The following is an 18753-nucleotide window of genomic DNA, read 5'->3' as shown; positions in this document are numbered from 1 at the left end:
TCAGCAGCTTGCTGACACTGGCAGGAGTGTTCTCGAACGTGCCTAGGCTCAGGACGTCATCACGACGTTCACCACCGGCTATCGCAACCGCGAGTTTGTCCTTGGAAACGTCGATTCCAACATAGATCGTTGACTGTTCGCTCGTCATGCCTTTCTCCATCGCAAAAACGACGGCACCTGCCGCCATGCGATCAGAATACAGGCTGATCCATCACGCGCGGGCCGATGAAAAAGACATGCGGTCTTACCCATCAACTGGCCGGTCACCGCGCCCATCGGTTCGGGGCATCGTCCGAGACGGTGGAACAGCTTCAGCTTGCCCTCGAGACCAGCGAGATCGCTGCCGCTGCTATGACGGCGCGGATGAAGCTGCCCGACATCGAGGAGAAGGACAAACCCAAGCGTCGTCCGATCCCGGACCACATCTCGCGGATGGAAGTGGAACTGACCCCTAGCTCCGATGCCTGTGCCGATTGCGGCGGCTGCCTGCGCCGGATCGGGGAAGATGTGACGGAAGAGCTGGAATACGTCCCCGGGCGCTTCATCGTGAACCGGATCGTCCGCCCTCGGCTGACCTGCTCGTGCTGCGAACGCTTCGTGCAAGCCCCGCTGCCCTCGCGCCCGATCGAGCGCGGTCGCCCGGGGCCGGGCCTCCTCTCCCATGTCTTGGTCAGCAAGTATGCCGACCACTTGCCGCTCTACCGCCAAAGCCAGATCTTCGACCGTGAGGGGCTCGATCTGGATCGCTCCACGCTGGCAGACTGGGTCGGCAAGAGCACGGCCTTGCTGGAGCCCTTGGCTGACGCCATTGGCCGCCACGTCCTGTCGGCCGAAGCGATCTTCGCCGATGACACGCCGGTGCGAATGCTCGCCCCCGGCACCGACAAGACCCAGACGGCACGCCTCTGGACCTATGCCCGCGACGAACGGCCGTGGGCAGGAACCGCGCCACCGGCGGCTTGGTATCGGTTCTCGGGAGATCGGAAAGGCCAGCACCCCAAGGATCACCTCGCCCGCTTCCGCGGCTGGATGCATGCCGACGGCTATGCCGGATTCGAGGATCTCTACCGCTCCGGCGCCATCCGCGAGGTCGCCTGCATGGCCCATGTCCGGCGCAAGTTCGTCGACATCCACAGGTCGCAAGGCTCCCCGATTGCAGAAGAGGCCATCGGCCGGATAGCTCAACTCTATGCCGTCGAGAAACAGGCCAAAGGGTCGCCACCTGAACGCCGCGCCGAATTGCGACGCGCCCATGCGGCCCCGGTCTTTGACGACCTGGAGCGATGGCTGGCCATGCAACTCACCACGATCTCTGGCAAATCCCCGCTGGCCGCGGCTATCCGATATGCCCTGACCAGAATGGAACGCCTGCGCCCATACCTCGACCACGGCATCCTAGAACTCGACAACAACGCTGCCGAACGTGGCATGCGCGCCGTCGCCCTCGGCCGTAAAAACTACCTCTTTGTCGGCTCCGAGGCAGGCGGCAAGGCCGCCGCCATCGCCTACACCCTAATCGAAACGGCCAAGCTAAATGGTGTCGACCCACAGGCTTGGCTCGCCGACACTCTTACGCGCATCTCGGACTACAAGATCACCAAGATCGATGAACTGCTGCCATGGCACTGGAACGGGTAGCGGTTAGACCGGACGCTTACGGCCCTTCCTTCCGAAAGGGCCTTCGGCATTTAGCCCCTTATGCCGGTGCGAAGCCGGCATCCGTCAGTACGGCGACGAGCTGCTCGCGCGGAGCAGTCGAGGTGACCCTGACCGTGTGCGTTGCGGGATCGGCTTTCACATCTGCGGACGGATCAACGGAGTGGATGGCTTTTGTGACGCCGCGCGCACAACCGCCGCAAGTCATGGTTTCAATGTGGAACTGCATGGGAACCTCCTTGAGCACTAATCTCACGGGATTTGAATTAGGGATTCCAACGTTGGTAAGGTCAATACAGGAGCGTGTTATTATTTTTTAGCTTTGACGCTTGACCCTCCCATGATGGGAACGCCTATTTGGGTCAACGGAGCAAGCTTCAGAGAGTGATCCGTCATGAACGTCAGCGTCAAGAATATGCAGCCTGACCTGCAATCGAAAGTCGTCCTTAATATCGAGGGGATGACCTGCGCGTCATGTGTGGGACGAGTGGAAAGGGCGCTGAAAGCGGTGCCGCGAGTCGAGACGGCGTCGGTCAACCTCGCCACAGAGCGGGCCGAGATCACTGGTTTGGATCTGGATCGTGCGGCGCTGGTCAAGGCGGTCGAGACTGTCGGCTACGACGTCCGCTCCCCCGCAATCGATCTGGCTATCGAGGGGATGACCTGTGCGTCCTGTGTCTCCCGGGTGGAACGCGCCCTGAAATCCGTGCCGGGCGTGACAGGGGCCACGGTCAACCTAGCCACCGAACGAGCACTTGTCACTGGTTTAGCTGATCCCGCAGATCTGATCAGCGCAATTGACGGTGTCGGCTATGAGGCGCGGATCGGTGTCTCGGCCTCGGCAGTTTCTGATGCGGCTACGGATCGGAAGGCTGCTGAGGAAGCGGCCTTGAAGCGCAACCTGTGGATAGCCGCTGCGCTGACGTTGCCCGTCTTCCTGCTTGAGATGGGCTCGCACCTGTTCACGTGGGTGCATATGGCGGTGATGAACACCATCGGCATGCAGAACAGCTGGTATCTGCAGTTCGCCCTGACCACGGCGGTGCTGCTCGGCCCCGGGCGGCGGTTCTACACCAAAGGATTTCCCGCGCTGGCCCGGCTGGCACCGGACATGAACAGCCTGGTCGCGGTCGGCACATCGGCCGCCTATGGCTACTCGCTGGTTGCCACCTTCGCTCCCGCCCTGCTGCCCGCGGGCACCGTGAATGTCTATTACGAGGCGGCGGCGGTCATCGTCACCCTGATCCTGCTGGGTCGGTATCTTGAGGCCCGCGCCAAGGGCCGGACCTCCGAGGCGATCAAGCGGCTTGTCGGTCTGCAGGCCAAGACGGCCCGCGTGGTCCGTGTGGAGACGGCAATTGAAGTGCCGATTGCCGACGTGCGGCCGGGGGACCTCATCGAGGTCCGTCCAGGCGAGCGGGTGCCGGTCGATGGCGACGTGATCGATGGCACCAGCTGGATCGATGAGAGCATGATTTCAGGCGAGCCCCTGCCGGTGGAAAAGACCATCGGCCACGCTGTCACCGGCGGCACCGTCAACCAGACCGGGGCCTTCACCTTTCGCGCCACTGCTGTCGGCGACGCCACCATGCTGGCCCAGATCATCCGCATGGTCGAGGCCGCTCAGGGCGGCAAGCTGCCAATCCAGGCTCTAGTGGACCGGGTGACGATGTGGTTCGTGCCAGCGGTGATGGTTCTGGCGACGCTGACCTTTGCCGTCTGGCTGATCTTCGGCCCTGAACCTGCACTGACCTTTGGACTCGTAAATGCCGTGGCGGTGCTGATCATCGCCTGCCCCTGCGCGATGGGCCTTGCGACACCGACCTCGATCATGGTCGGCACCGGGCGGGGCGCAGAGCTGGGGATTCTGTTCCGGAAGGGAGAGGCGTTGCAGGCCCTTCAGGACGTTCGCGTCGTGGCCTTTGACAAGACCGGAACGTTGACCGAAGGGCGCCCCCGGCTGACCGACCTAAACCTCGCCCCTGGATTTGACCGCTCTCCCGTGCTGGCAGCTGTTGCCGCCGTGGAGGCGAAGTCCGAACACCCGATTGCGCGCGCCATTGTTACGGCGGCTACGGAAGAGGGCCTTACACTGCCCGATGTGACGGGGTTCACGTCGCTGACCGGTTTTGGCGTCCAGGCGAAGGCAGGAACTGAAAAGGTCGAGATCGGCGCTGACCGCTTCATGAGCAAACTGGGTCTGGACGTAGCACCCTTTGCCGAGATTGCGGCGCGGCTGGCCGATCAGGGAAAGTCCCCGCTTTACGCAGCCATTGATGGCCGTCTGGCCGCGGTCCTGGCTGTGGCTGATCCGATCAAGGAGACGACGCCGCAGGCCATCCGCGCCCTGCATGCCTTGGGCCTGAAGGTCGCCATGATCACCGGCGACAACGCCCGCACCGCGCAGGCCATCGCGCGCCAGCTGGGTATCGACGAGGTCGTGGCCGAGGTGCTGCCCGACGGAAAGGTGGCGGCAGTCAAGCGTCTTCAGGCACTAGGCTCCGTCGCTTATGTTGGCGACGGTATCAACGACGCGCCGGCCTTGGCCGAAGCCGATGTCGGAATTGCCGTCGGCACGGGCACCGATATCGCGATCGAGGCGGCCGATGTGGTGCTGATGACCGGCCGTCTGACCGCGGTGTCGGACGCGATCGCGCTGTCCAAGGCCACTATGCGTAATATTCGGCAGAACCTGTTCTGGGCTTTCGCCTACAACGCTGCCCTGATTCCGGTAGCGGCGGGTGTGTTGTGGCCGAGCTTTGGTATCCTCCTGTCACCAGTCTTTGCGGCCGGGGCCATGGCGCTGTCGTCCGTCTTTGTCCTTGGAAATGCCCTTCGGCTGAAGCGTTATTCACCTGCAGTGTTGCATGAAGTCTGAAAACCTCTAAAGAGCGGGGCCTTCCAGAGGCCCGGGTCTTTGCCAATATGATCCGCAGCTATGGGCGACCCCCCTGATCTTGCTGGCCGGTAGCCCCGGCATTCGCCATGCGCTTCAACGTGACCGTGCTACGATGCTTAACTCATGGCGCTCTTACTGCGTCGACTTCACAGACCCACAGGCCAACGCCTGTGCAGATCGTCGATCACCAAGGGGTGGTGATGCCGCCCCATTCCTCCATGCTCACGCAGATGCGGATGATCCGTGGGCAGGTCCGAATGATCATGCGCGACATCCGTCGGATCACCCGCAGGCCATAGACGCCATGCCAAGGCCAGCCCGATGAGCCCGATGATCGCCATGGAAGCAAACGCGGCTGTCATGCCCGCGCGGGCGCCCAGGTATCCGGCCAGGGGATAGCAGATCAGCCAGCAGGCATGAGACAGCGCGAACTGAGCGGCAAAAATCGCAGGACGATCTTCCGGATGAGCTGAGCGGCGCAGCAAACGGCCCGCTGGCGTCTGCGCGACAGAATAACCGAAGCCCAGGATCAGCCATAGGGCAAGCAGCGCGCCATAACTGCCCACGGCGATCCCGGCAGCCGTTCCGACGATAAGGACGGCAGCACCAGCGATCATCACCGGCCTGTCCGACAGCTGGTCCAGTAGGCGCGGCAGGGTCAGGGCGGCGATCATCGATCCCGCACCGAACGCGGCCAGCGCCAGTGCCACCTTTGGCTCCGACAGACCGAACCCTGCCTTGACCAGCACGACCGTGTTCACGATCACCATCGATCCGGCCGCAGCGACGGCCAGACTGATCGCCAGCAATCCGCGCAGACGCGGGGTCGCCAGATAGAGGCGGATGCCGCGCGTGGTCCGGTCCCAGACCCCGCGCCTTGCCGCTGGCTGCGGTGGGGGCAGACGGACGCTGAGGACCAGCGCAGCCGAGGCGAAAAACCCAACGACCGTCCCTGCAAACAGGCTGTGAAAGCTGATGACGCTCAGAAGCGCCGCCGCCAGCATGGGCGAGACGAGGCTTTCCAAATCGTAGGCAAGGCGCGAGAGCGACAGGGCGCGGGTATAATCCTCCTCCTTGGGCAGGATGTCTGGAATGGTCGCCTGGAATGTCGGGGTGAATGCGGCTGACGCGGCCTGCAGCAGGAAGATCAGCAGGTAGATCTGCCAGATCTCGGTCACGAAGGGCAGGCACAGCGCAATGGCCCCCCGGACCAGGTCCAGCGCGACAAGCACCGACCGGCGCGGCAGGCGATCCGTGAATGCCTGCGCCACCGGCGCGACGCCGACATAAGCAATCATCTTGATCGCCAGCGCGGTGCCCAGCACCGCCCCCGCATCCGCCCCGGCTAGATCGTAGGCCAGAAGGCCCAGGGCCACGGTCATTAGCCCGGTGCCCAGCAGCGCGATCACCTGCGCCGCGAGCAGATGACGATAGGTGCGGTCGCGCAGGATGGCCAGCATGGAGTGTCCTTACAGCAGCTTGGTGATCGCCTTCATCTCGTCCAGTGTCTCCGCCGCGTCGTGGACCAGGCAGTGGTCGATATGATCGTGGATGAGCGCCCGCTTGGCAGAGGTCACAGCACTTTCCACCGCCGCCAGCTGGCGGGCGATGTCGAGGCAGGGCTGCTGTCCCTCGATCATGCCGATGACATGGCGCAGATGACCTTCGGCACGTTTCAGCCGGGCGACGAGGGCGGGGTGGGTTGCGTGAACGTGCGGGTGTGACATACAGTCAGGCTATCCCCCCCTGGGGGATAGAACAAGACGGTGTGATCAGCGCGCCGCGAAATGACGGGCAGGCCGGTGAAACAGGTTCGGACATTGATGCATAGCGTGCTTTCAGCACTCGTCTGTCTGTCGCTTGTCATCTGGTCCCTTGCGCCAAGCGCCAGCCATGTCCCTTACATCTTCGAAGTGGTGGCCGAGCATACCGACATGATCGCTGATCACGGCCACTCGCACGGGTTCGAAGAGGATCTTTTCTGGGCGCTGCACGGTCACAGCCATGACGTGGCCGACCATGATCACAGCCAGGCCATGCTTGTCCCCGGCGCCGGTGCGCACCCAAGGGTGGCTTGGCGCGATACGTTCCGGCTGCGGGCGTCATGGGACGGACCGCAGCGGGTCTATCTGATCGAGCGACCTCCGCGGGCCTGATCGATGCCGCCACCGCGCGGCGTATCCGAACAGACAGACCCTTACCGGAGACTTTTCCATGACCTCGACCTTGGGGGTCCTGCGCGCCTTGGCACCACGCCAACCGGTCGCGCTGACCCTGATCCTGCTGGCGGCAGTCCTGCTGACGGCCGCCCAAGCTCTTGCCCATAACGTCACCGCCGGTGACGCAGGTTATATCCAGGAAATCTGGGGGGTGCAGATCATCCCCTTCATCTACCTTGGCGCCAAGCACATGGTGACCGGCTACGACCACATCCTGTTCCTGCTGGGCGTGGTGTTCTTCCTCTACCGGATGAAGGATGTCGGCATCTATGTCAGCCTGTTCGCCATCGGCCATTCGGTCACCATGCTTCTTGGAGTCTGGTATGGCTGGGGCATCAACGCCTACATCATCGACGCGATCATCGGCCTGTCCGTGGTCTACAAGGCGCTGGACAACCTTGGCGCCTACCAGAAATGGTTCGGGTTCCAGCCTAATACCAAGGTCGCCACGCTGATCTTCGGCCTGTTCCACGGCACGGGCCTGGCCACGAAGATCCTCGACTATGACATCCCGCAGGATGGGCTTCTGGCCAACCTGCTGGCCTTCAACGTTGGCGTCGAGGTCGGCCAACTGCTGGCCTTGGCCGTGATCCTGATCGTCATGGGCTACTGGCGTCGCAGCCCCAACTTCCTGCGCCAGGCCACCATCGCCAACGTGGTGATGATGGTCCTGGGCATCTGGCTGACCTTCAATCAGGTCGCCGGCTACATCGCTTCCACCTCTGCATAGATTGGATATTCCCATGCACAATGCACCTAAACCCAACATCGACGAGCTGCCCACCAAGGCGCAACTGCGCCGCTCCACGATCCTGGCCAGCATCGGTGCGGCGGTGATCGCGGTCACCGTCTATCTTCCTGCTGAATACGCTATCGACCCCACCGGGATCGGCCGGGTCATCGGCCTGACCGAGATGGGCGAAATCAAGGTCCAGCTTGCTGCCGAAGCCGAAGCGGATCGTCTGCTGGACGAGCAGCGTGCCACCCAGCAGCCCTCTCAGGACCAGACGTCGAGCGTTCTGGACAGTGTCATGGGTCTGTTCGTCGGCACGGCCCATGCGCAAGAGGCGCAGGACACCTGGACGGACACCGTGACCTTCACGCTGGAGCCGGGCGACACGGCCGAGATCAAGCTGACAATGACGGCTGGAGACGTGGCTGAATACGCATGGACCGCTGAAGGCGGCCGGGTCAACTTTGATCTCCATGCCCATAACGGTGGCGAGTCCATCGACTATGAGCGCGGCGCTGGCGCGACCGACGGCGAGGGCAGCATCGAGGCGCCCTTCGCCGGTGATCACGGCTGGTTCTGGCGAAACCGCGACAGCACACCGATCACCATGACCATCAATGTGCGCGGCGATTACAGCGCCGTCGTCGAAACCTACTGAGCCTCGGGCAGCCATTCGTGATCGACGCGAATGGCTGCCTCATTCTTCCTGCGGCACTATTCATATGTAACCATTGTGAAAACCGGCAGGGACGTGCCACCGCCCAAAGGCTGCACCGCACCGCATGGTACAACATCGATCTGCTATCTTGACCTTCCTCGCGATCACATTCTATTTCCTTGCGCATGGGGCCTGCGACCGCCCCACGAGGCGTCAGCTGAAGTTCGCGTTCCACTGAAACCTTCACGGGAGGAACGCCCATGCCTGCGCCCAATGCAATTTCCGTCGACAAGCTTGCCCGGATCATCGGTACGCCCCGCGCCCCGGTCATTCTGGATGTCCGGTCCGATAGCGATTTTGCCACCGATCCCCGACTAGTGCCGGGGTCCATCCGAGCGGATGACCGTGCCTTGGCTGATCTCCCACCGCTGCCGCCGGGTCCCGTGCTGGTGCTCTGCCAGGCAGGTCATCGCCGCAGTCAGGGCGCTGCGGCGTGGCTGCGCGCCGAAGGCCGCCCGGCCGAATACCTGGAGGGTGGTTTTGTCGCGTGGCGAGAGGCGGGTCTGCTGCTGATCCAGACAGATCATTTGCCGCCGCGCGACGGGCAGGGCCGCACGGTCTGGGTCACCCGCGCACGACCGAAAATCGACCGCATTGCCTGCCCCTGGCTGATCCGCCGCTTTGTCGATCCCCGCGCAGTGATCCTGTTTGTGGCCCCGGCTGAAGTCTCGGGTGTCGCCGAGCGCCATGAGGCCGCGCCCTTCGACATCGAGGACGTCTTCTTCAGCCATAGGGGCGATCTGTGCAGTTTCGACGTGATGCTGGCTGAGCTGGGCCTGTCCGTTCCGGCGCTGGACCGATTGGCCGTGATCGTTCGGGCTGCCGATACGGCACGGCTGGACCTGGCACCCGAAGCAGCGGGGCTGCTGGCCGTCTCCCTTGGCCTGTCGCGCATGTATGTCGACGATCTGGAACAGTTGGAGGCGGGGATGCTGGTCTATGACGCGCTCTATCGGTGGGCGCGTGATGCGACCGGCGAGACCCATAACTGGCTCACCAACAAGCCGAGGGCAGAATGATGCAGACCCGCCCCTATCCGACCTTAGCCGAGGCCACCCGTGTTTGGGCGCGGATCGGTCTGCTGAGTTTCGGCGGCCCTGCGGGCCAGATCGCGCTGATGCACCGCATCTTGGTCGAGGAACAGAAATGGCTGGGCGAACGGCGGTTCCTGCACGCCCTGAACTATTGCATGCTGCTGCCCGGCCCCGAGGCCATGCAGCTGGCCGTCTATATCGGCTGGCTGATGCACCGGACGCTTGGCGGCATCATCGCGGGGTTGCTGTTCGTGCTGCCCGGCGTCGTGGCGATCATGAGCCTGTCCTGGATCTATGCGATCTGGGGCAATACCGGCGTGCTGGAGGGGCTGTTCTTCGGCCTCAAGGCCGCGGTGCTGGCCATCGTGGTGCAGGCGGTGATCCGCATCGGGTCGCGCGCGCTAAAGAACCGCACGATGATCGGCATCGCCGCGGCCTCGTTCTTAGCGATCTTCGCCTTTGGCGTGCCGTTTCCAGTCATCATCCTCACGGCAGCGCTGGTGGGCTTCGTCGGCGCCCGTGCGGGTCTGGCAGCGTTCCAAGGCGGGGGCGGGCACAGCAAGATGGGCGGCACCCAGGTGGCCGATGCCGACACCCTGCTGGGTGAGGGCACGCCCGACCATACCCGTGTCAGCGCCGGGTGGGCGGCGCGCATATCGGCGGTGTTTCTGGGGCTGTGGCTGGTGCCGGTGGCGGCGCTGTTCCTGATCCTCGGCCCGGAAAACGTGTTCTCGCAGATCGCCGGGTTCTTCAGCGTGATGGCGGTGGTGACCTTCGGCGGCGCCTATGCCGTCCTGGCCTATGTCGCCCAGCAGGCGGTCGAGACCTATGGCTGGCTGGCGCCCGGAGAGATGCTGGACGGGCTGGGCATGGCGGAAACCACGCCGGGGCCGCTGATCATGGTGACCCAGTTCGTGGGCTTCATGGGCGCGCTGCGCGAGGCGGGCGGTATGCCGCCGCTGCTGGCCGCGACACTGGGCGGGCTGCTGACCACCTGGGTCACGTTCCTGCCCTGCTTCCTGTGGATCTTCCTGGGCGCGCCCTTCATCGAACGCCTGCGCGACAACCACGCCCTGACGGCGGCGCTGACGGCGGTGACGGCGGCGGTGGTGGGGGTGATCCTGAACCTGGCGCTGTGGTTCGGGCTGCATGTGCTGTTCGACCGGCTGCGCCCGGTGGACGCGATGGGGCTGGACCTGGACTTGCCGGTCTGGGGAACCTTGGATGTCGCCGCGCTGGCGCTGGTCATCGTCGCAATCCTGGCCGTGTTCCGCTTGAAGCTGGACGCCGTCACTGTGCTGGCGATCTGTGCCTTCGCGGGACTGTTCCTGAGGCTGGCTGGAGTTGTCTGATGGCGCCTAGTCTGACACCGGACATTCTGAAAAAGGACATGACCCCATGAGCAATTCGCCCATCGTTGCCGCGGCTCAACTGGCTGATCTGGGGCCTTTGCGTCTTCTTTACGTCCCCACAGCAGAGGAGCGACCCGCCGGTATGGCGGTCGTCCCGATCCACGACTGGATCGCCACCGCCAAGCAGAGTGATACGGGGTTTGATGATGTCGCATATTGGCAGGACCAGATCAGGCAACTAGGCCTGACGCAGGATGCCCTGACTGTGGTTTTAGACGACGGAGGCATGACGGAGGCGGCTCGCGTCTGGTTCATCCTTCAGTATTTTGGGCTGCCCGCTGCAGTGCTAAATGGTGGCCTTCCAGATCTGGGGAGGCTTCCCGCGCAGGCAACGCCGGGAACCTCCGCGCCCGACCTGCGCCCCGGCGCGGGGGCGGTCGGCCTCGTCGGGCGGCAGGAGCTGAAAGTTGCCTTGCCATCAGTGCAGATTTTTGATGCCAGGACGGCAGCGGAGTTTGAAGGCGAAGACCTGAAGGGAAACAAGCGCGGCGGGCATCTACCCGGCGCGGCGCATCTCGATCATCGGGATTTGCTTGACGGACGTCATCTGCGTCCGGCGTCCGAGCTTGCGCAGATGTTGGCTGACGCGGGGGTGCGCAGCGGCGCTCCTGTTGTGACCCACTGCCAGGGCGGTGGGCGTGCAGCCTTGGCAGCGTTGGCAGCAGTCGCGGCGGGGCAGGAAGATGTACGGGTCTATTACCTCAGCTTTGGGGACTGGGCCGCTGATGAGAGCTGTCCGTTGGAGTAGCCCCTCCGACGTGAATTTCATCGCATGAGGGACTGATGAAACGCGGAAACCTAGCTTCCACTAAGGTATCATAATACCCAGTAACCGCAATTATGTTACATTACACAAGACTTGGTCATCGCTATCGTTTGGCCGCAACCCCAAGTTATCCACATATTTCGGGGATATTTCCGGGGGCAGAAGAAAATATTCCAGTTTTGTAAGTCTGTTAGCTAATAATTCTATAATGTAAGATAAAATGGCATTGCAGCTTTCCTTAGCTACTTATCGCCTTAGGAGGTACCTACTCAATGGAGCAATGACCTCCCATGCGCCATGCTCAGAAACGATCGTTTTTGAACACTCTGAAAAAGGGGCAGGGGAGGCGGGCATTCTTTGATCCGCGTTGCAGCTTGGAACTGCTGCATGTCACTGCGTTTGCCTACCTAGGAAAGCAGTATGACCTTTTGGTCCGACAAAAGGTCAAAATGACATTTTTGCTTGACACTTACAGGCTGCGATCGCGATCGGCGGCTACTGTGATCACCACACCTTTTTGGAAAGCAGCATCACGACCGTAAGACAGCATCGACGCGAATGGTGGCCATCGGACGCTGAGGACTTATCCACATTTTTCGGGGGTAATATCGGGGATAAAGCAATAACGATAATTCCTACAATGCCTTCCGTCTCATTCTTGAAGCAGCATTCCACACCACTGAGCCAGACGAGGCCAAACAAGTCTTGATCCTTCTATGGCATTGTGTATCTCATATGAGATACACAGGAGGCTCGAATGCCCACCCATACCTCGATGCTGCATGTCCGTGTGGACGATCATCTCAAGGCACAAGCCAGTAGCGCACTGGCAGGTGTAGGCCTGACCCTATCAGACGCAGTCCGTATCCTGCTGACCCGTGTGGCGGCTGAAGGGGGTTTGCCGGCCGGTCTGACTGCAAATCCTCAAAGCTATGATAGCTGGTTCCGGGCGAAAGTGCAGGAAGCGCTGACAGATACCCGACCTGGCGTTCCACATGACCAAGTCATGCGTGACGCCCGGGCATTGATCGACGGCAAACGGGGTGCCTGAACTCGAATGGAAAGCCTTCGCGGTCGCCGACCTCATGGCAATTGTCGACTATATCTCGGATGACAATCCTGATGCTGCTCTTGCTCTGATGGAGGAAATTCAGGGAAAGGTTGCGCAACTTCCAATGCATCCCAAGCGGTGCCGGTCAGGACGCGTTCAGGGAACACGTGATTTGGCCGTTCGCCCGAACTACATTGTCATCTATGCTGAGACGCCGTCTGTCGTGACGATCCTTCGCGTGCTTCATGCCGCGCAGATGTGGCCCTGATAAGCGATCGGTCGAAAGACGAGGGTGGGCGCCGGCTCAGCGGCAGTGTCCCGGTCAGATCCATCCTGTTCCGGTCACGGCAACGCGATCATCTTGTCGTGGATTTTTTTGCAGCATGCCGCTAAGTCGATAGTCATGAAGACCTATCTGCGGGCCCTGTTTCTTGTCGCCTTCACCGTAATCGCGGTTGGATCGATGATGCCCGCGCCGGCGACTGCCGCGTCATTGCCAGATGACGGCATGACGGCAATGGCACATTTCGGCATGTCCGAATGCCTGGATTGCAGCGACAGGGGTGAAATTGGAACGGCGGGCTGCAATCTGATCTGTGCGGCGGGGGGCTTCGTCCCGGTTCCTGAATTTCAGACCTCTGATCTCAGACACGCTCGGCGCCTCTCGAAGCGGCAGGTTGCCGATGTCATGTTCAGTGACCTGAATTGGCTGCCGTTACGAAGCCCCCCACGCCCCTTCATCTGATTTGACTGCCGCTGTGGCAGGCGACGCGTGCGCACAAGGTTTTCCCCCCTTGAGCTCGCTCGCTGCCAGGACTGCTGAATCCCTTTAGGTCCGCAGTCCCGTTTCAAATCCAGATAGTCAGGTGTCCTATGCAGCAGAGTTTGCATGCAGCTCTACGCACTGAGTTTTTCCTTGAGATTTCTGCCGTCAATGCGGCTTGCGAAGAATGGCTTGACCACCCTCTTCTGAGGGAAACGGCATGACAATGATGAATAGCCCCATGACGGGCATGATGATGCTGAGCTGCGGACTCTTTGCGCTTCTCGCCCTGGCCCTCCTGGTCCTGGGCATCGCTGCCCTTCTCAAGTACCTGCGAGGGCCGTCATGAGATCACAGGTTCTGTTGCTCGTCGGACTGTCATTTGCCGGTATGGCGGCCGTGGCGGCTTTCGCACAGGTTAATCGGTCCGAAAGGGCTGAAGTTGCTTTTCAGGGTGCTCCAGTAACCGCGCAGGAGATCGTACAAGGAAAAGAACTCTACGCGCAAAATTGCGCGTCATGCCACGGACCGGATCTGGAAGGACAGCCCGACTGGAAACGTCCGCTGGAGAACGGGCGGATGCCGGCACCGCCCCATGACGAAACGGGGCATACATGGCACCACTCCGACAATCAGCTGTTCACACTGACCAAGCTGGGGATCAGTGGTGTCGTGCCTGGCTATGAGAGCGACATGCCGGCCTTCGAGGGCATTCTGACGGATGCGGAAATCCGCGCCACCCTGGCCTACATCAAAAGCACATGGCCCAAGCGCCAATACGAGTATCAGGCCGAGGTCTCCGACCGTGAGGGACCGGAAGAATGATTGCAGCAAAATCCACAAGCCTGTCGGCGGCCCCTGGCCGCCTTTTCTGGGAGGATCGGCGTTGAACTTCGTCACCCGTCGCTTCGTGTTATGTGCCGCCGCCGCCGTAACCGCACTGCCTGCATTCGGGCAGCTACCTGTTGTTTCCACCGCCATCCATGTCGTGGAGGGCAGGGGGTGCGAATGCTGTCGGCAATGGACACAGCACCTTCAGAATGCCGGCTTTCAGGTCACGAGTGAGGAGCGTTTCGGCACGCTTCTCATGCAGCACAAGATCGACCTCGGCGTTCCCATCGACCTGACGTCTTGTCACACCGGGTCGGTCGAGGGCTATTTCGTGGAAGGACATGTCCCAGCCACCGATATCCGCAAACTGCTTCAAGAGCGTCCCGACGCCCTTGGCCTGACCGTTCCGGGCATGCCCTATGGCAGCCCCGGAATGGGCCCGGAAAGCCGCCGTGAGGCTTATGATGTCCTGCTCGTGCTCAAGGATGGAAGCCACACAATCTTTAACCGATACGCCGCTGCGTCGGCCTGAAGCATGATCTTTAAGGAGCTCTCTCTATGATAACCTTTAATCGCCGACATGCGTCGCTGGCTATGCTCGCATCCCTTGCTGCATGCGGATCGTCAGGGCCCAGCTCGGCCCCTGCACCGCAATTCAAGCGATACTCCGGCCCGCCGGTAACACAGGTGGCTGTCTACAAGGGCCAACGCCGGATGCACCTGCTGAACGGCCAGACAGTCTTGCGATCCTATGATTTTGGGCTGGGCAACCAGCCGGTCGGTCCCAAGCAGTTCGAAGGCGACGGAAAGACGCCCGAGGGGCTGTATTTCATCGACCGCTTCAATCCGCGCAGCAGATATCACCTGTCTGTCGGCATTTCCTACCCCAATGATCAGGACAAGGCTTACGCCGCACAGTTCGGTCGAAGTGCGGGAAGCGACATCATGTTCCACGGGCGGGGTCCGGAAGGAAACGCACTCGCACCACGAAATCGCGATTGGACAGCCGGATGCCTCGCCCTCACCGATCAGGAAATCGAAGACGTCTACGCCATGCTGCAGCCGGGTGTACCGGTGATGCTTTATGCATAGGGCTTTGAATGATCACGTTCGAGCAACGGCAACAGATGGCCGAGGCGGTAACATTCCTGCGCAAGGCGATGGAAATTCATTGATGTCTAACTTTCACCCTATTAGACAACACTTATGATCCACGTTCTGCGCCAGCTTGCTATGATCTTCGTCGTGACTTTGGTCTCGATGGGCGTCACTGCATCTGCAGGAAACGCGTCGATGGATCTGAAATGCGACATGATGCTGACAGCCGCCGCTGCCGATAGCTCTGATGATCATGGACAGCACTTTGCTGGTGATAGCTCGGACCAATCCCATTTGAGTGTCGTAATTGTCGAAGATCATGTCCATAATGAGGATACGTCTTCCGAAGGGCATGGATCGCACTGCAAGGCCCATGCCTGCCCGGTTACAGCACTCCTGAGTTCCAGCGATATGGCTCAGGCCTTTCTGATCAGCCAGACGATTGAAGCTGTCCGCACGGCCCCGCTGGTGGAACTGACCGTTTCCGAAGGACTGCGCCGCCCTCCGCGGGCCTGATCCGAACGTTGCAAGCCGACGCCTGAACGGGCCACGGCGACCATCCTTCTGATCTAAAAGCGGATTCATCACATGAAACTTCTGTTTGCGGCTGCAATGCCGCTTGTCGCGGTGGCTTGCGCCCCGCTGGCGCCTCTGGATACGTCATCCGGGCTTGTCACCGTTGCTGACACGACATCTCCCGTTTCAAACCTGCAGGCAGGTCCTGCCATCACCTATCGAAGCCGCAGCGTTCAGGAACCAGGTAACTGGACCGACCTGAACAATGCCCAAGCCCCGGGTGTCGAATGAAGAGGGCATTGGGACTTTCGTTGGGCGCAGTGCTGCTGCTGTCCGCCTGTGCGGATACGGTGACCATGAGCAAGGCCCGCGGCGAGCGGGCAGGGTTCGAGACTGTTGCCGGGATCTCCCGACAGGCGACAGGGGCAGAGGCAGCCTGGCTTCAGACGCCGGCTGAACGGCAGGCTCATGCGCAACGCGTGCGCGCCATTGTTCAGGGAAAGACAATCAGTGCCGAACAGGCGGTGCAGGTGGCGCTTCTGAACAACCCCGGCCTGCAGGCCAGTTATGCTGACCTGGGCATGTCTGCTGCAGATCTGTGGGAGACGGCCCTCGGACCGGTACCGAGCGTCGGCATCTCAGTGTCCGGGCTGGTCAGTGGAGATGTCACCCGGTCCGTGGAAGGTACGGTGGCGTCATCAATTCTGGACATGGTCACGAAGAGATCGCGCACGCGGGCCGCCGATCTGGAGTTTCGGCAGGCTCAGCTGGCCGCAGCGGGCGAAACCCTGGCGCTGGCCCATGAAACCCGCCGGACCTGGATCGAGGCCGTCGGTGCGTTCGAGGCAGCCGGTCTGGTCGGTCGAGCGCAAGGCGCCGCGGACGCGGCATCCGAGCTGGCCGCAGAGCTTGGCGAAACGGGTGCGCTGAGTCGCGCCGATCAGGCACGGGAACATGCGTTCAATGCAGAGCTGGCAGCCGAACGAGCCGAGGCAAGGCTGGAAGCACAAATTGCGAAAGAGAAGCTCGTTCGCCTTCTGGGCCTGTGGGGCACAGGGACAGAGTTCTATGTTCCCGACAGCCTGCCGGCGCTTCCGGGCAGCGCGCCGAACCGTTCCAATATCGAACGGCTGGCGCTGGAAAACCGCGTCGATTTGGCTGCGGGCCGGTTGGAGCTGGAGGCTGTGGCCGCGCGCTATCGACTGACTGGACAGACCCGCATGCTCTCGGATGCAGAAGTCGCCGCCGGCGTCGAAATCGAGCGTGAAGATGGAGAGAACGAACGCTCACCGGTGGTCGACGTCGCCTTCAGCATTCCGGTTTACGACACCAGCGGACTGATTTCCCGCCGCGGAAAACTCGAATATCTGCGTTCGGCCAATAACCTGGCGCAGTCGGCGATCAATGCCCGCTCGGAGGCGCGGTCTGCCTATTCGGCAGTCACGGGCAAGCATCAGATCGCCCTGCACTGGCGCGACCAGGTCCTGCCTCTGCGCCGGGAAATCGATGAGCAGGCGCTACTGAGCTACAACGGCATGCTGACCTCCACTTTCGAGCTTCTGAACGATGCCCGTGAAGGGTTGGACTCCCAGCTGAGCGCTGCCGAGGCCAAGCGCGACTACTGGCTGGCCGAGGCGGATGCCACCGCCGCGATCTGGGGTGGCGCAAGTGACAATGGAGAGGACGAATGATGAATCGCAGACAACTGATGGGTGCGGGCATCGGGGCAGGGGCTGCGGCCCTGACCGTCAACATGGGTCAGGCGCAGACACGCTTTCGCGATCTGCCCGAGGCGGCCAGCACGGACAGCCCCTATACGCAGGTGCCGCCGCGCCCGACGACCGGACTTGAATACAACCCGATCGTAACTCTGAACGGCTGGTCGCTGCCCTATCGAATGAACGGCAATGTCAAGGAATTCCACCTTGTCGCCGAGCCGGTCGAGCGGATCATGGCGGACGGAATGGTCGCGCGCCTGTGGGGTTATAACGGACAGTCCACCGGCCCCACGATCGAGGCCATCGAGGGCGAGCGGGTCCGCATCTATGTGACCAACCGCCTGCCCGAACATACCTCGGTTCACTGGCACGGCATGATCCTGCCGTCCGGGATGGACGGTGTGTCGGGTCTCAGCCATCCGGGCATCCCTTCGGGCAAGACCTTCGTCTACGAGTTCGATCTCGTGAAGTCGGGGACCTTCATGTACCACCCCCATGCCGACGAGATGGTCCAGATGGCCATGGGCATGATGGGGCTGTTCATCGTGCATCCGCGCGACCCGGCCTTTATGCCGGTGGATCGTGACTTCGGTATCCTGTTGGCCGCCTATGACATCGATCCCGGCACCTATATCCCCCGCGTCGCGGAGATGACGGACTTCAACCTGTGGACCTTCAATAGCCGCATTTTCCCGGACATTGACCCGCTTGTCGCCAGCAAAGGCGACCGTGTCCGAGTGCGTGTCGGCAATCTGACAATGACCAATCACCCCATTCACATGCATGGCTATGATTTCGAGGTGACCTGCACAGATGGAGGATGGGTCCGGCCGGAAGCCCGCTGGCCTGAGGTCAGCATCGATATTCCTGTAGGTGCGATGCGTGCCTACGAATTCGATGCCGTTCATGAAGGGGACTGGGCGTTCCACTGCCACAAGTCGCACCATACCATGAACGCCATGGGGCACGAGTTGCCCACGATCATCGGCGCCAACAAGAGCCGCGTCACCGACATGGTCCGCCGTCACCAGCCCGGCTACATGCCGATGGGCACCGCCGGCATGGGTGACATGGGCGAGATGTCCATGGAGATTCCCGAAAACACCATCCCGATGATGGCAGGCTGGGGTCCGCATGGTCCGCTGGAGATGGGCGGCATGTTCTCTGTCATGAAGGTGCGCGAAGGCATCGCCCCTGACGACTATTCCGATCCGGGCTGGTTCGAGAACCCCCCCGGTACGCAGGCATGGGAATGGACAGGCGAACTGCCTGATCATGCCAGCAACTACAGCCCTGAAACGATCCTGACCCCCCGTGGCGGCAAGCGTTTGGGCTGACC

General features: G+C 61.7%; 21 protein-coding genes. 18 read left to right on the top strand and 3 right to left on the bottom strand.

Annotation, left to right across the window (positions count from 1 at the left end):
• Nucleotides 1–225 precede the first annotated feature (225 nt).
• A complete protein-coding gene (locus GBO37_RS04000; RefSeq protein ID WP_256479704.1) occupies nt 226–1638 on the top strand; it encodes an IS66 family transposase in 1413 nt (470 codons plus the stop codon).
• 58 nt (nt 1639–1696) lie between these two features.
• Here the strand turns inward: GBO37_RS04000 and GBO37_RS03995 are convergent, their stop codons facing one another.
• Nucleotides 1697–1885, bottom strand: coding sequence for a heavy-metal-associated domain-containing protein (locus GBO37_RS03995; protein ID WP_045983724.1), 189 nt, complete (start codon nt 1883–1885; stop codon nt 1697–1699).
• A gap of 165 nt (nt 1886–2050) precedes the next feature.
• Here GBO37_RS03995 and GBO37_RS03990 point away from each other — a divergent pair, with 165 nt between their 5' ends.
• Nucleotides 2051–4534, top strand: a complete 2484-nt coding sequence (locus tag GBO37_RS03990; RefSeq protein WP_139086128.1) for a heavy metal translocating P-type ATPase — start codon at nt 2051–2053, stop codon at nt 4532–4534.
• Nucleotides 4535–4701: 167 nt separating this feature from the next.
• Here the strand turns inward: GBO37_RS03990 and GBO37_RS03985 are convergent, their stop codons facing one another.
• Together GBO37_RS03985 and GBO37_RS03980 are read right to left on the bottom strand one after the other, a co-directional pair.
• The gene (locus GBO37_RS03985) at nt 4702–6015 is read right to left on the bottom strand and encodes an MFS transporter (RefSeq protein WP_045983726.1); all 1314 of its coding nucleotides are present in this window, start codon (nt 6013–6015) and stop codon (nt 4702–4704) included.
• A gap of 9 nt (nt 6016–6024) precedes the next feature.
• On the bottom strand, nt 6025–6282 hold the full coding sequence (locus GBO37_RS03980; protein WP_045983727.1) for a metal-sensing transcriptional repressor: 258 nt from the start codon (nt 6280–6282) through the stop codon (nt 6025–6027).
• Nucleotides 6283–6378: 96 nt separating this feature from the next.
• Between GBO37_RS03980 and GBO37_RS03975 the strand changes: the two genes are divergently transcribed.
• The 16 genes from GBO37_RS03975 (at nt 6379) to GBO37_RS03900 (ending at nt 18751) form a co-directional block, all read left to right on the top strand.
• Nucleotides 6379–6711, top strand: a complete 333-nt coding sequence (locus tag GBO37_RS03975) for a hypothetical protein (protein ID WP_139086132.1) — start codon at nt 6379–6381, stop codon at nt 6709–6711.
• Between the two features lie 58 nt (nt 6712–6769).
• Nucleotides 6770–7504: a HupE/UreJ family protein gene (locus GBO37_RS03970; protein WP_045983729.1), complete on the top strand. Its 735-nt coding sequence runs from the start codon at nt 6770–6772 to the stop codon at nt 7502–7504.
• A gap of 13 nt (nt 7505–7517) precedes the next feature.
• Nucleotides 7518–8165, top strand: coding sequence for a transmembrane anchor protein (locus tag GBO37_RS03965; protein WP_252927336.1), 648 nt, complete (start codon nt 7518–7520; stop codon nt 8163–8165).
• A gap of 260 nt (nt 8166–8425) precedes the next feature.
• Nucleotides 8426–9244, top strand: coding sequence for a sulfurtransferase/chromate resistance protein (locus tag GBO37_RS03960; protein ID WP_139086134.1), 819 nt, complete (start codon nt 8426–8428; stop codon nt 9242–9244).
• Nucleotides 9241–10611 (top strand): chromate efflux transporter, encoded by a 1371-nt coding sequence (gene chrA, locus GBO37_RS03955; RefSeq protein WP_371927472.1) that lies wholly within the window; start codon nt 9241–9243, stop codon nt 10609–10611. Before GBO37_RS03960 ends, chrA begins: the two co-directional genes overlap by 4 nt.
• Before the next feature lie 46 nt (nt 10612–10657).
• Nucleotides 10658–11419 carry a sulfurtransferase gene (locus tag GBO37_RS03950; protein ID WP_045983749.1) on the top strand — a complete coding sequence of 254 codons (762 nt, stop codon included), beginning with the start codon at nt 10658–10660 and terminating at the stop codon, nt 11417–11419.
• Nucleotides 11420–12194: 775 nt separating this feature from the next.
• Complete coding sequence (locus tag GBO37_RS03945; protein WP_084697598.1) at nt 12195–12488, top strand: type II toxin-antitoxin system RelB/DinJ family antitoxin; 294 nt, start codon at nt 12195–12197, stop codon at nt 12486–12488.
• Nucleotides 12481–12756, top strand: coding sequence for a type II toxin-antitoxin system mRNA interferase toxin, RelE/StbE family (locus tag GBO37_RS03940; RefSeq protein WP_252927333.1), 276 nt, complete (start codon nt 12481–12483; stop codon nt 12754–12756). The genes GBO37_RS03945 and GBO37_RS03940 overlap by 8 nt, the downstream gene beginning before the upstream one ends.
• Nucleotides 12757–12891: 135 nt before the next feature.
• Complete coding sequence (locus tag GBO37_RS03935) at nt 12892–13233, top strand: hypothetical protein (protein WP_252927330.1); 342 nt, start codon at nt 12892–12894, stop codon at nt 13231–13233.
• 363 nt (nt 13234–13596) lie between these two features.
• A complete protein-coding gene (locus GBO37_RS03930) occupies nt 13597–14076 on the top strand; it encodes a cytochrome c (protein WP_252927328.1) in 480 nt (159 codons plus the stop codon).
• A 61-nt stretch (nt 14077–14137) separates the two neighbouring features.
• Entirely contained in the window at nt 14138–14614 is a 477-nt protein-coding gene (locus GBO37_RS03925; protein ID WP_072298565.1) for a DUF411 domain-containing protein, read from the top strand.
• Between the two features lie 26 nt (nt 14615–14640).
• On the top strand, nt 14641–15174 hold the full coding sequence (locus GBO37_RS03920) for a murein L,D-transpeptidase family protein (RefSeq protein ID WP_052714941.1): 534 nt from the start codon (nt 14641–14643) through the stop codon (nt 15172–15174).
• Nucleotides 15175–15288: 114 nt separating this feature from the next.
• Nucleotides 15289–15696: a hypothetical protein gene (locus tag GBO37_RS03915; RefSeq protein WP_157001670.1), complete on the top strand. Its 408-nt coding sequence runs from the start codon at nt 15289–15291 to the stop codon at nt 15694–15696.
• Nucleotides 15697–15768: 72 nt separating this feature from the next.
• Entirely contained in the window at nt 15769–15987 is a 219-nt protein-coding gene (locus GBO37_RS03910) for a hypothetical protein (RefSeq protein ID WP_139085877.1), read from the top strand.
• 29 nt (nt 15988–16016) lie between these two features.
• The gene (locus GBO37_RS03905; protein ID WP_045983754.1) at nt 16017–17387 is read left to right on the top strand and encodes a TolC family protein; all 1371 of its coding nucleotides are present in this window, start codon (nt 16017–16019) and stop codon (nt 17385–17387) included.
• Complete coding sequence (locus GBO37_RS03900; protein ID WP_045983755.1) at nt 17384–18751, top strand: multicopper oxidase family protein; 1368 nt, start codon at nt 17384–17386, stop codon at nt 18749–18751. Before GBO37_RS03905 ends, GBO37_RS03900 begins: the two co-directional genes overlap by 4 nt.
• Nucleotides 18752–18753: the final 2 nt, after the last annotated feature.

Source organism: Paracoccus sp. 08 (assembly GCF_024105395.1).
GTDB classification, from domain to species: Bacteria; Pseudomonadota; Alphaproteobacteria; order Rhodobacterales; family Rhodobacteraceae; genus Paracoccus; species Paracoccus marcusii.
The sequence above is the reverse complement of the archived record's forward strand: the minus strand, read 5'-3'. Positions and strand labels throughout refer to the sequence as shown.

Coding starts and splice junctions, on each gene's coding strand:
- GBO37_RS03985 (WP_045983726.1), bottom strand. CDS start 6,015: ATGCTGGCCATCCTGCGCGACCGCACCTATCGTCATCTGCTCGCGGCG.
- GBO37_RS03990 (WP_139086128.1), top strand. CDS start 2,051: ATGAACGTCAGCGTCAAGAATATGCAGCCTGACCTGCAATCGAAAGTC.
- GBO37_RS03930 (WP_252927328.1), top strand. CDS start 13,597: ATGAGATCACAGGTTCTGTTGCTCGTCGGACTGTCATTTGCCGGTATG.
- GBO37_RS03900 (WP_045983755.1), top strand. CDS start 17,384: ATGATGAATCGCAGACAACTGATGGGTGCGGGCATCGGGGCAGGGGCT.
- GBO37_RS03945 (WP_084697598.1), top strand. CDS start 12,195: ATGCCCACCCATACCTCGATGCTGCATGTCCGTGTGGACGATCATCTC.
- GBO37_RS03975 (WP_139086132.1), top strand. CDS start 6,379: ATGCATAGCGTGCTTTCAGCACTCGTCTGTCTGTCGCTTGTCATCTGG.
- GBO37_RS03995 (WP_045983724.1), bottom strand. CDS start 1,885: ATGCAGTTCCACATTGAAACCATGACTTGCGGCGGTTGTGCGCGCGGC.
- GBO37_RS03980 (WP_045983727.1), bottom strand. CDS start 6,282: ATGTCACACCCGCACGTTCACGCAACCCACCCCGCCCTCGTCGCCCGG.
- GBO37_RS03950 (WP_045983749.1), top strand. CDS start 10,658: ATGAGCAATTCGCCCATCGTTGCCGCGGCTCAACTGGCTGATCTGGGG.
- GBO37_RS03920 (WP_052714941.1), top strand. CDS start 14,641: ATGATAACCTTTAATCGCCGACATGCGTCGCTGGCTATGCTCGCATCC.
- GBO37_RS03960 (WP_139086134.1), top strand. CDS start 8,426: ATGCCTGCGCCCAATGCAATTTCCGTCGACAAGCTTGCCCGGATCATC.
- chrA (WP_371927472.1), top strand. CDS start 9,241: ATGATGCAGACCCGCCCCTATCCGACCTTAGCCGAGGCCACCCGTGTT.
- GBO37_RS04000 (WP_256479704.1), top strand. CDS start 226: ATGAAAAAGACATGCGGTCTTACCCATCAACTGGCCGGTCACCGCGCC.
- GBO37_RS03970 (WP_045983729.1), top strand. CDS start 6,770: ATGACCTCGACCTTGGGGGTCCTGCGCGCCTTGGCACCACGCCAACCG.
- GBO37_RS03915 (WP_157001670.1), top strand. CDS start 15,289: ATGATCCACGTTCTGCGCCAGCTTGCTATGATCTTCGTCGTGACTTTG.
- GBO37_RS03935 (WP_252927330.1), top strand. CDS start 12,892: ATGAAGACCTATCTGCGGGCCCTGTTTCTTGTCGCCTTCACCGTAATC.
- GBO37_RS03965 (WP_252927336.1), top strand. CDS start 7,518: ATGCACAATGCACCTAAACCCAACATCGACGAGCTGCCCACCAAGGCG.
- GBO37_RS03910 (WP_139085877.1), top strand. CDS start 15,769: ATGAAACTTCTGTTTGCGGCTGCAATGCCGCTTGTCGCGGTGGCTTGC.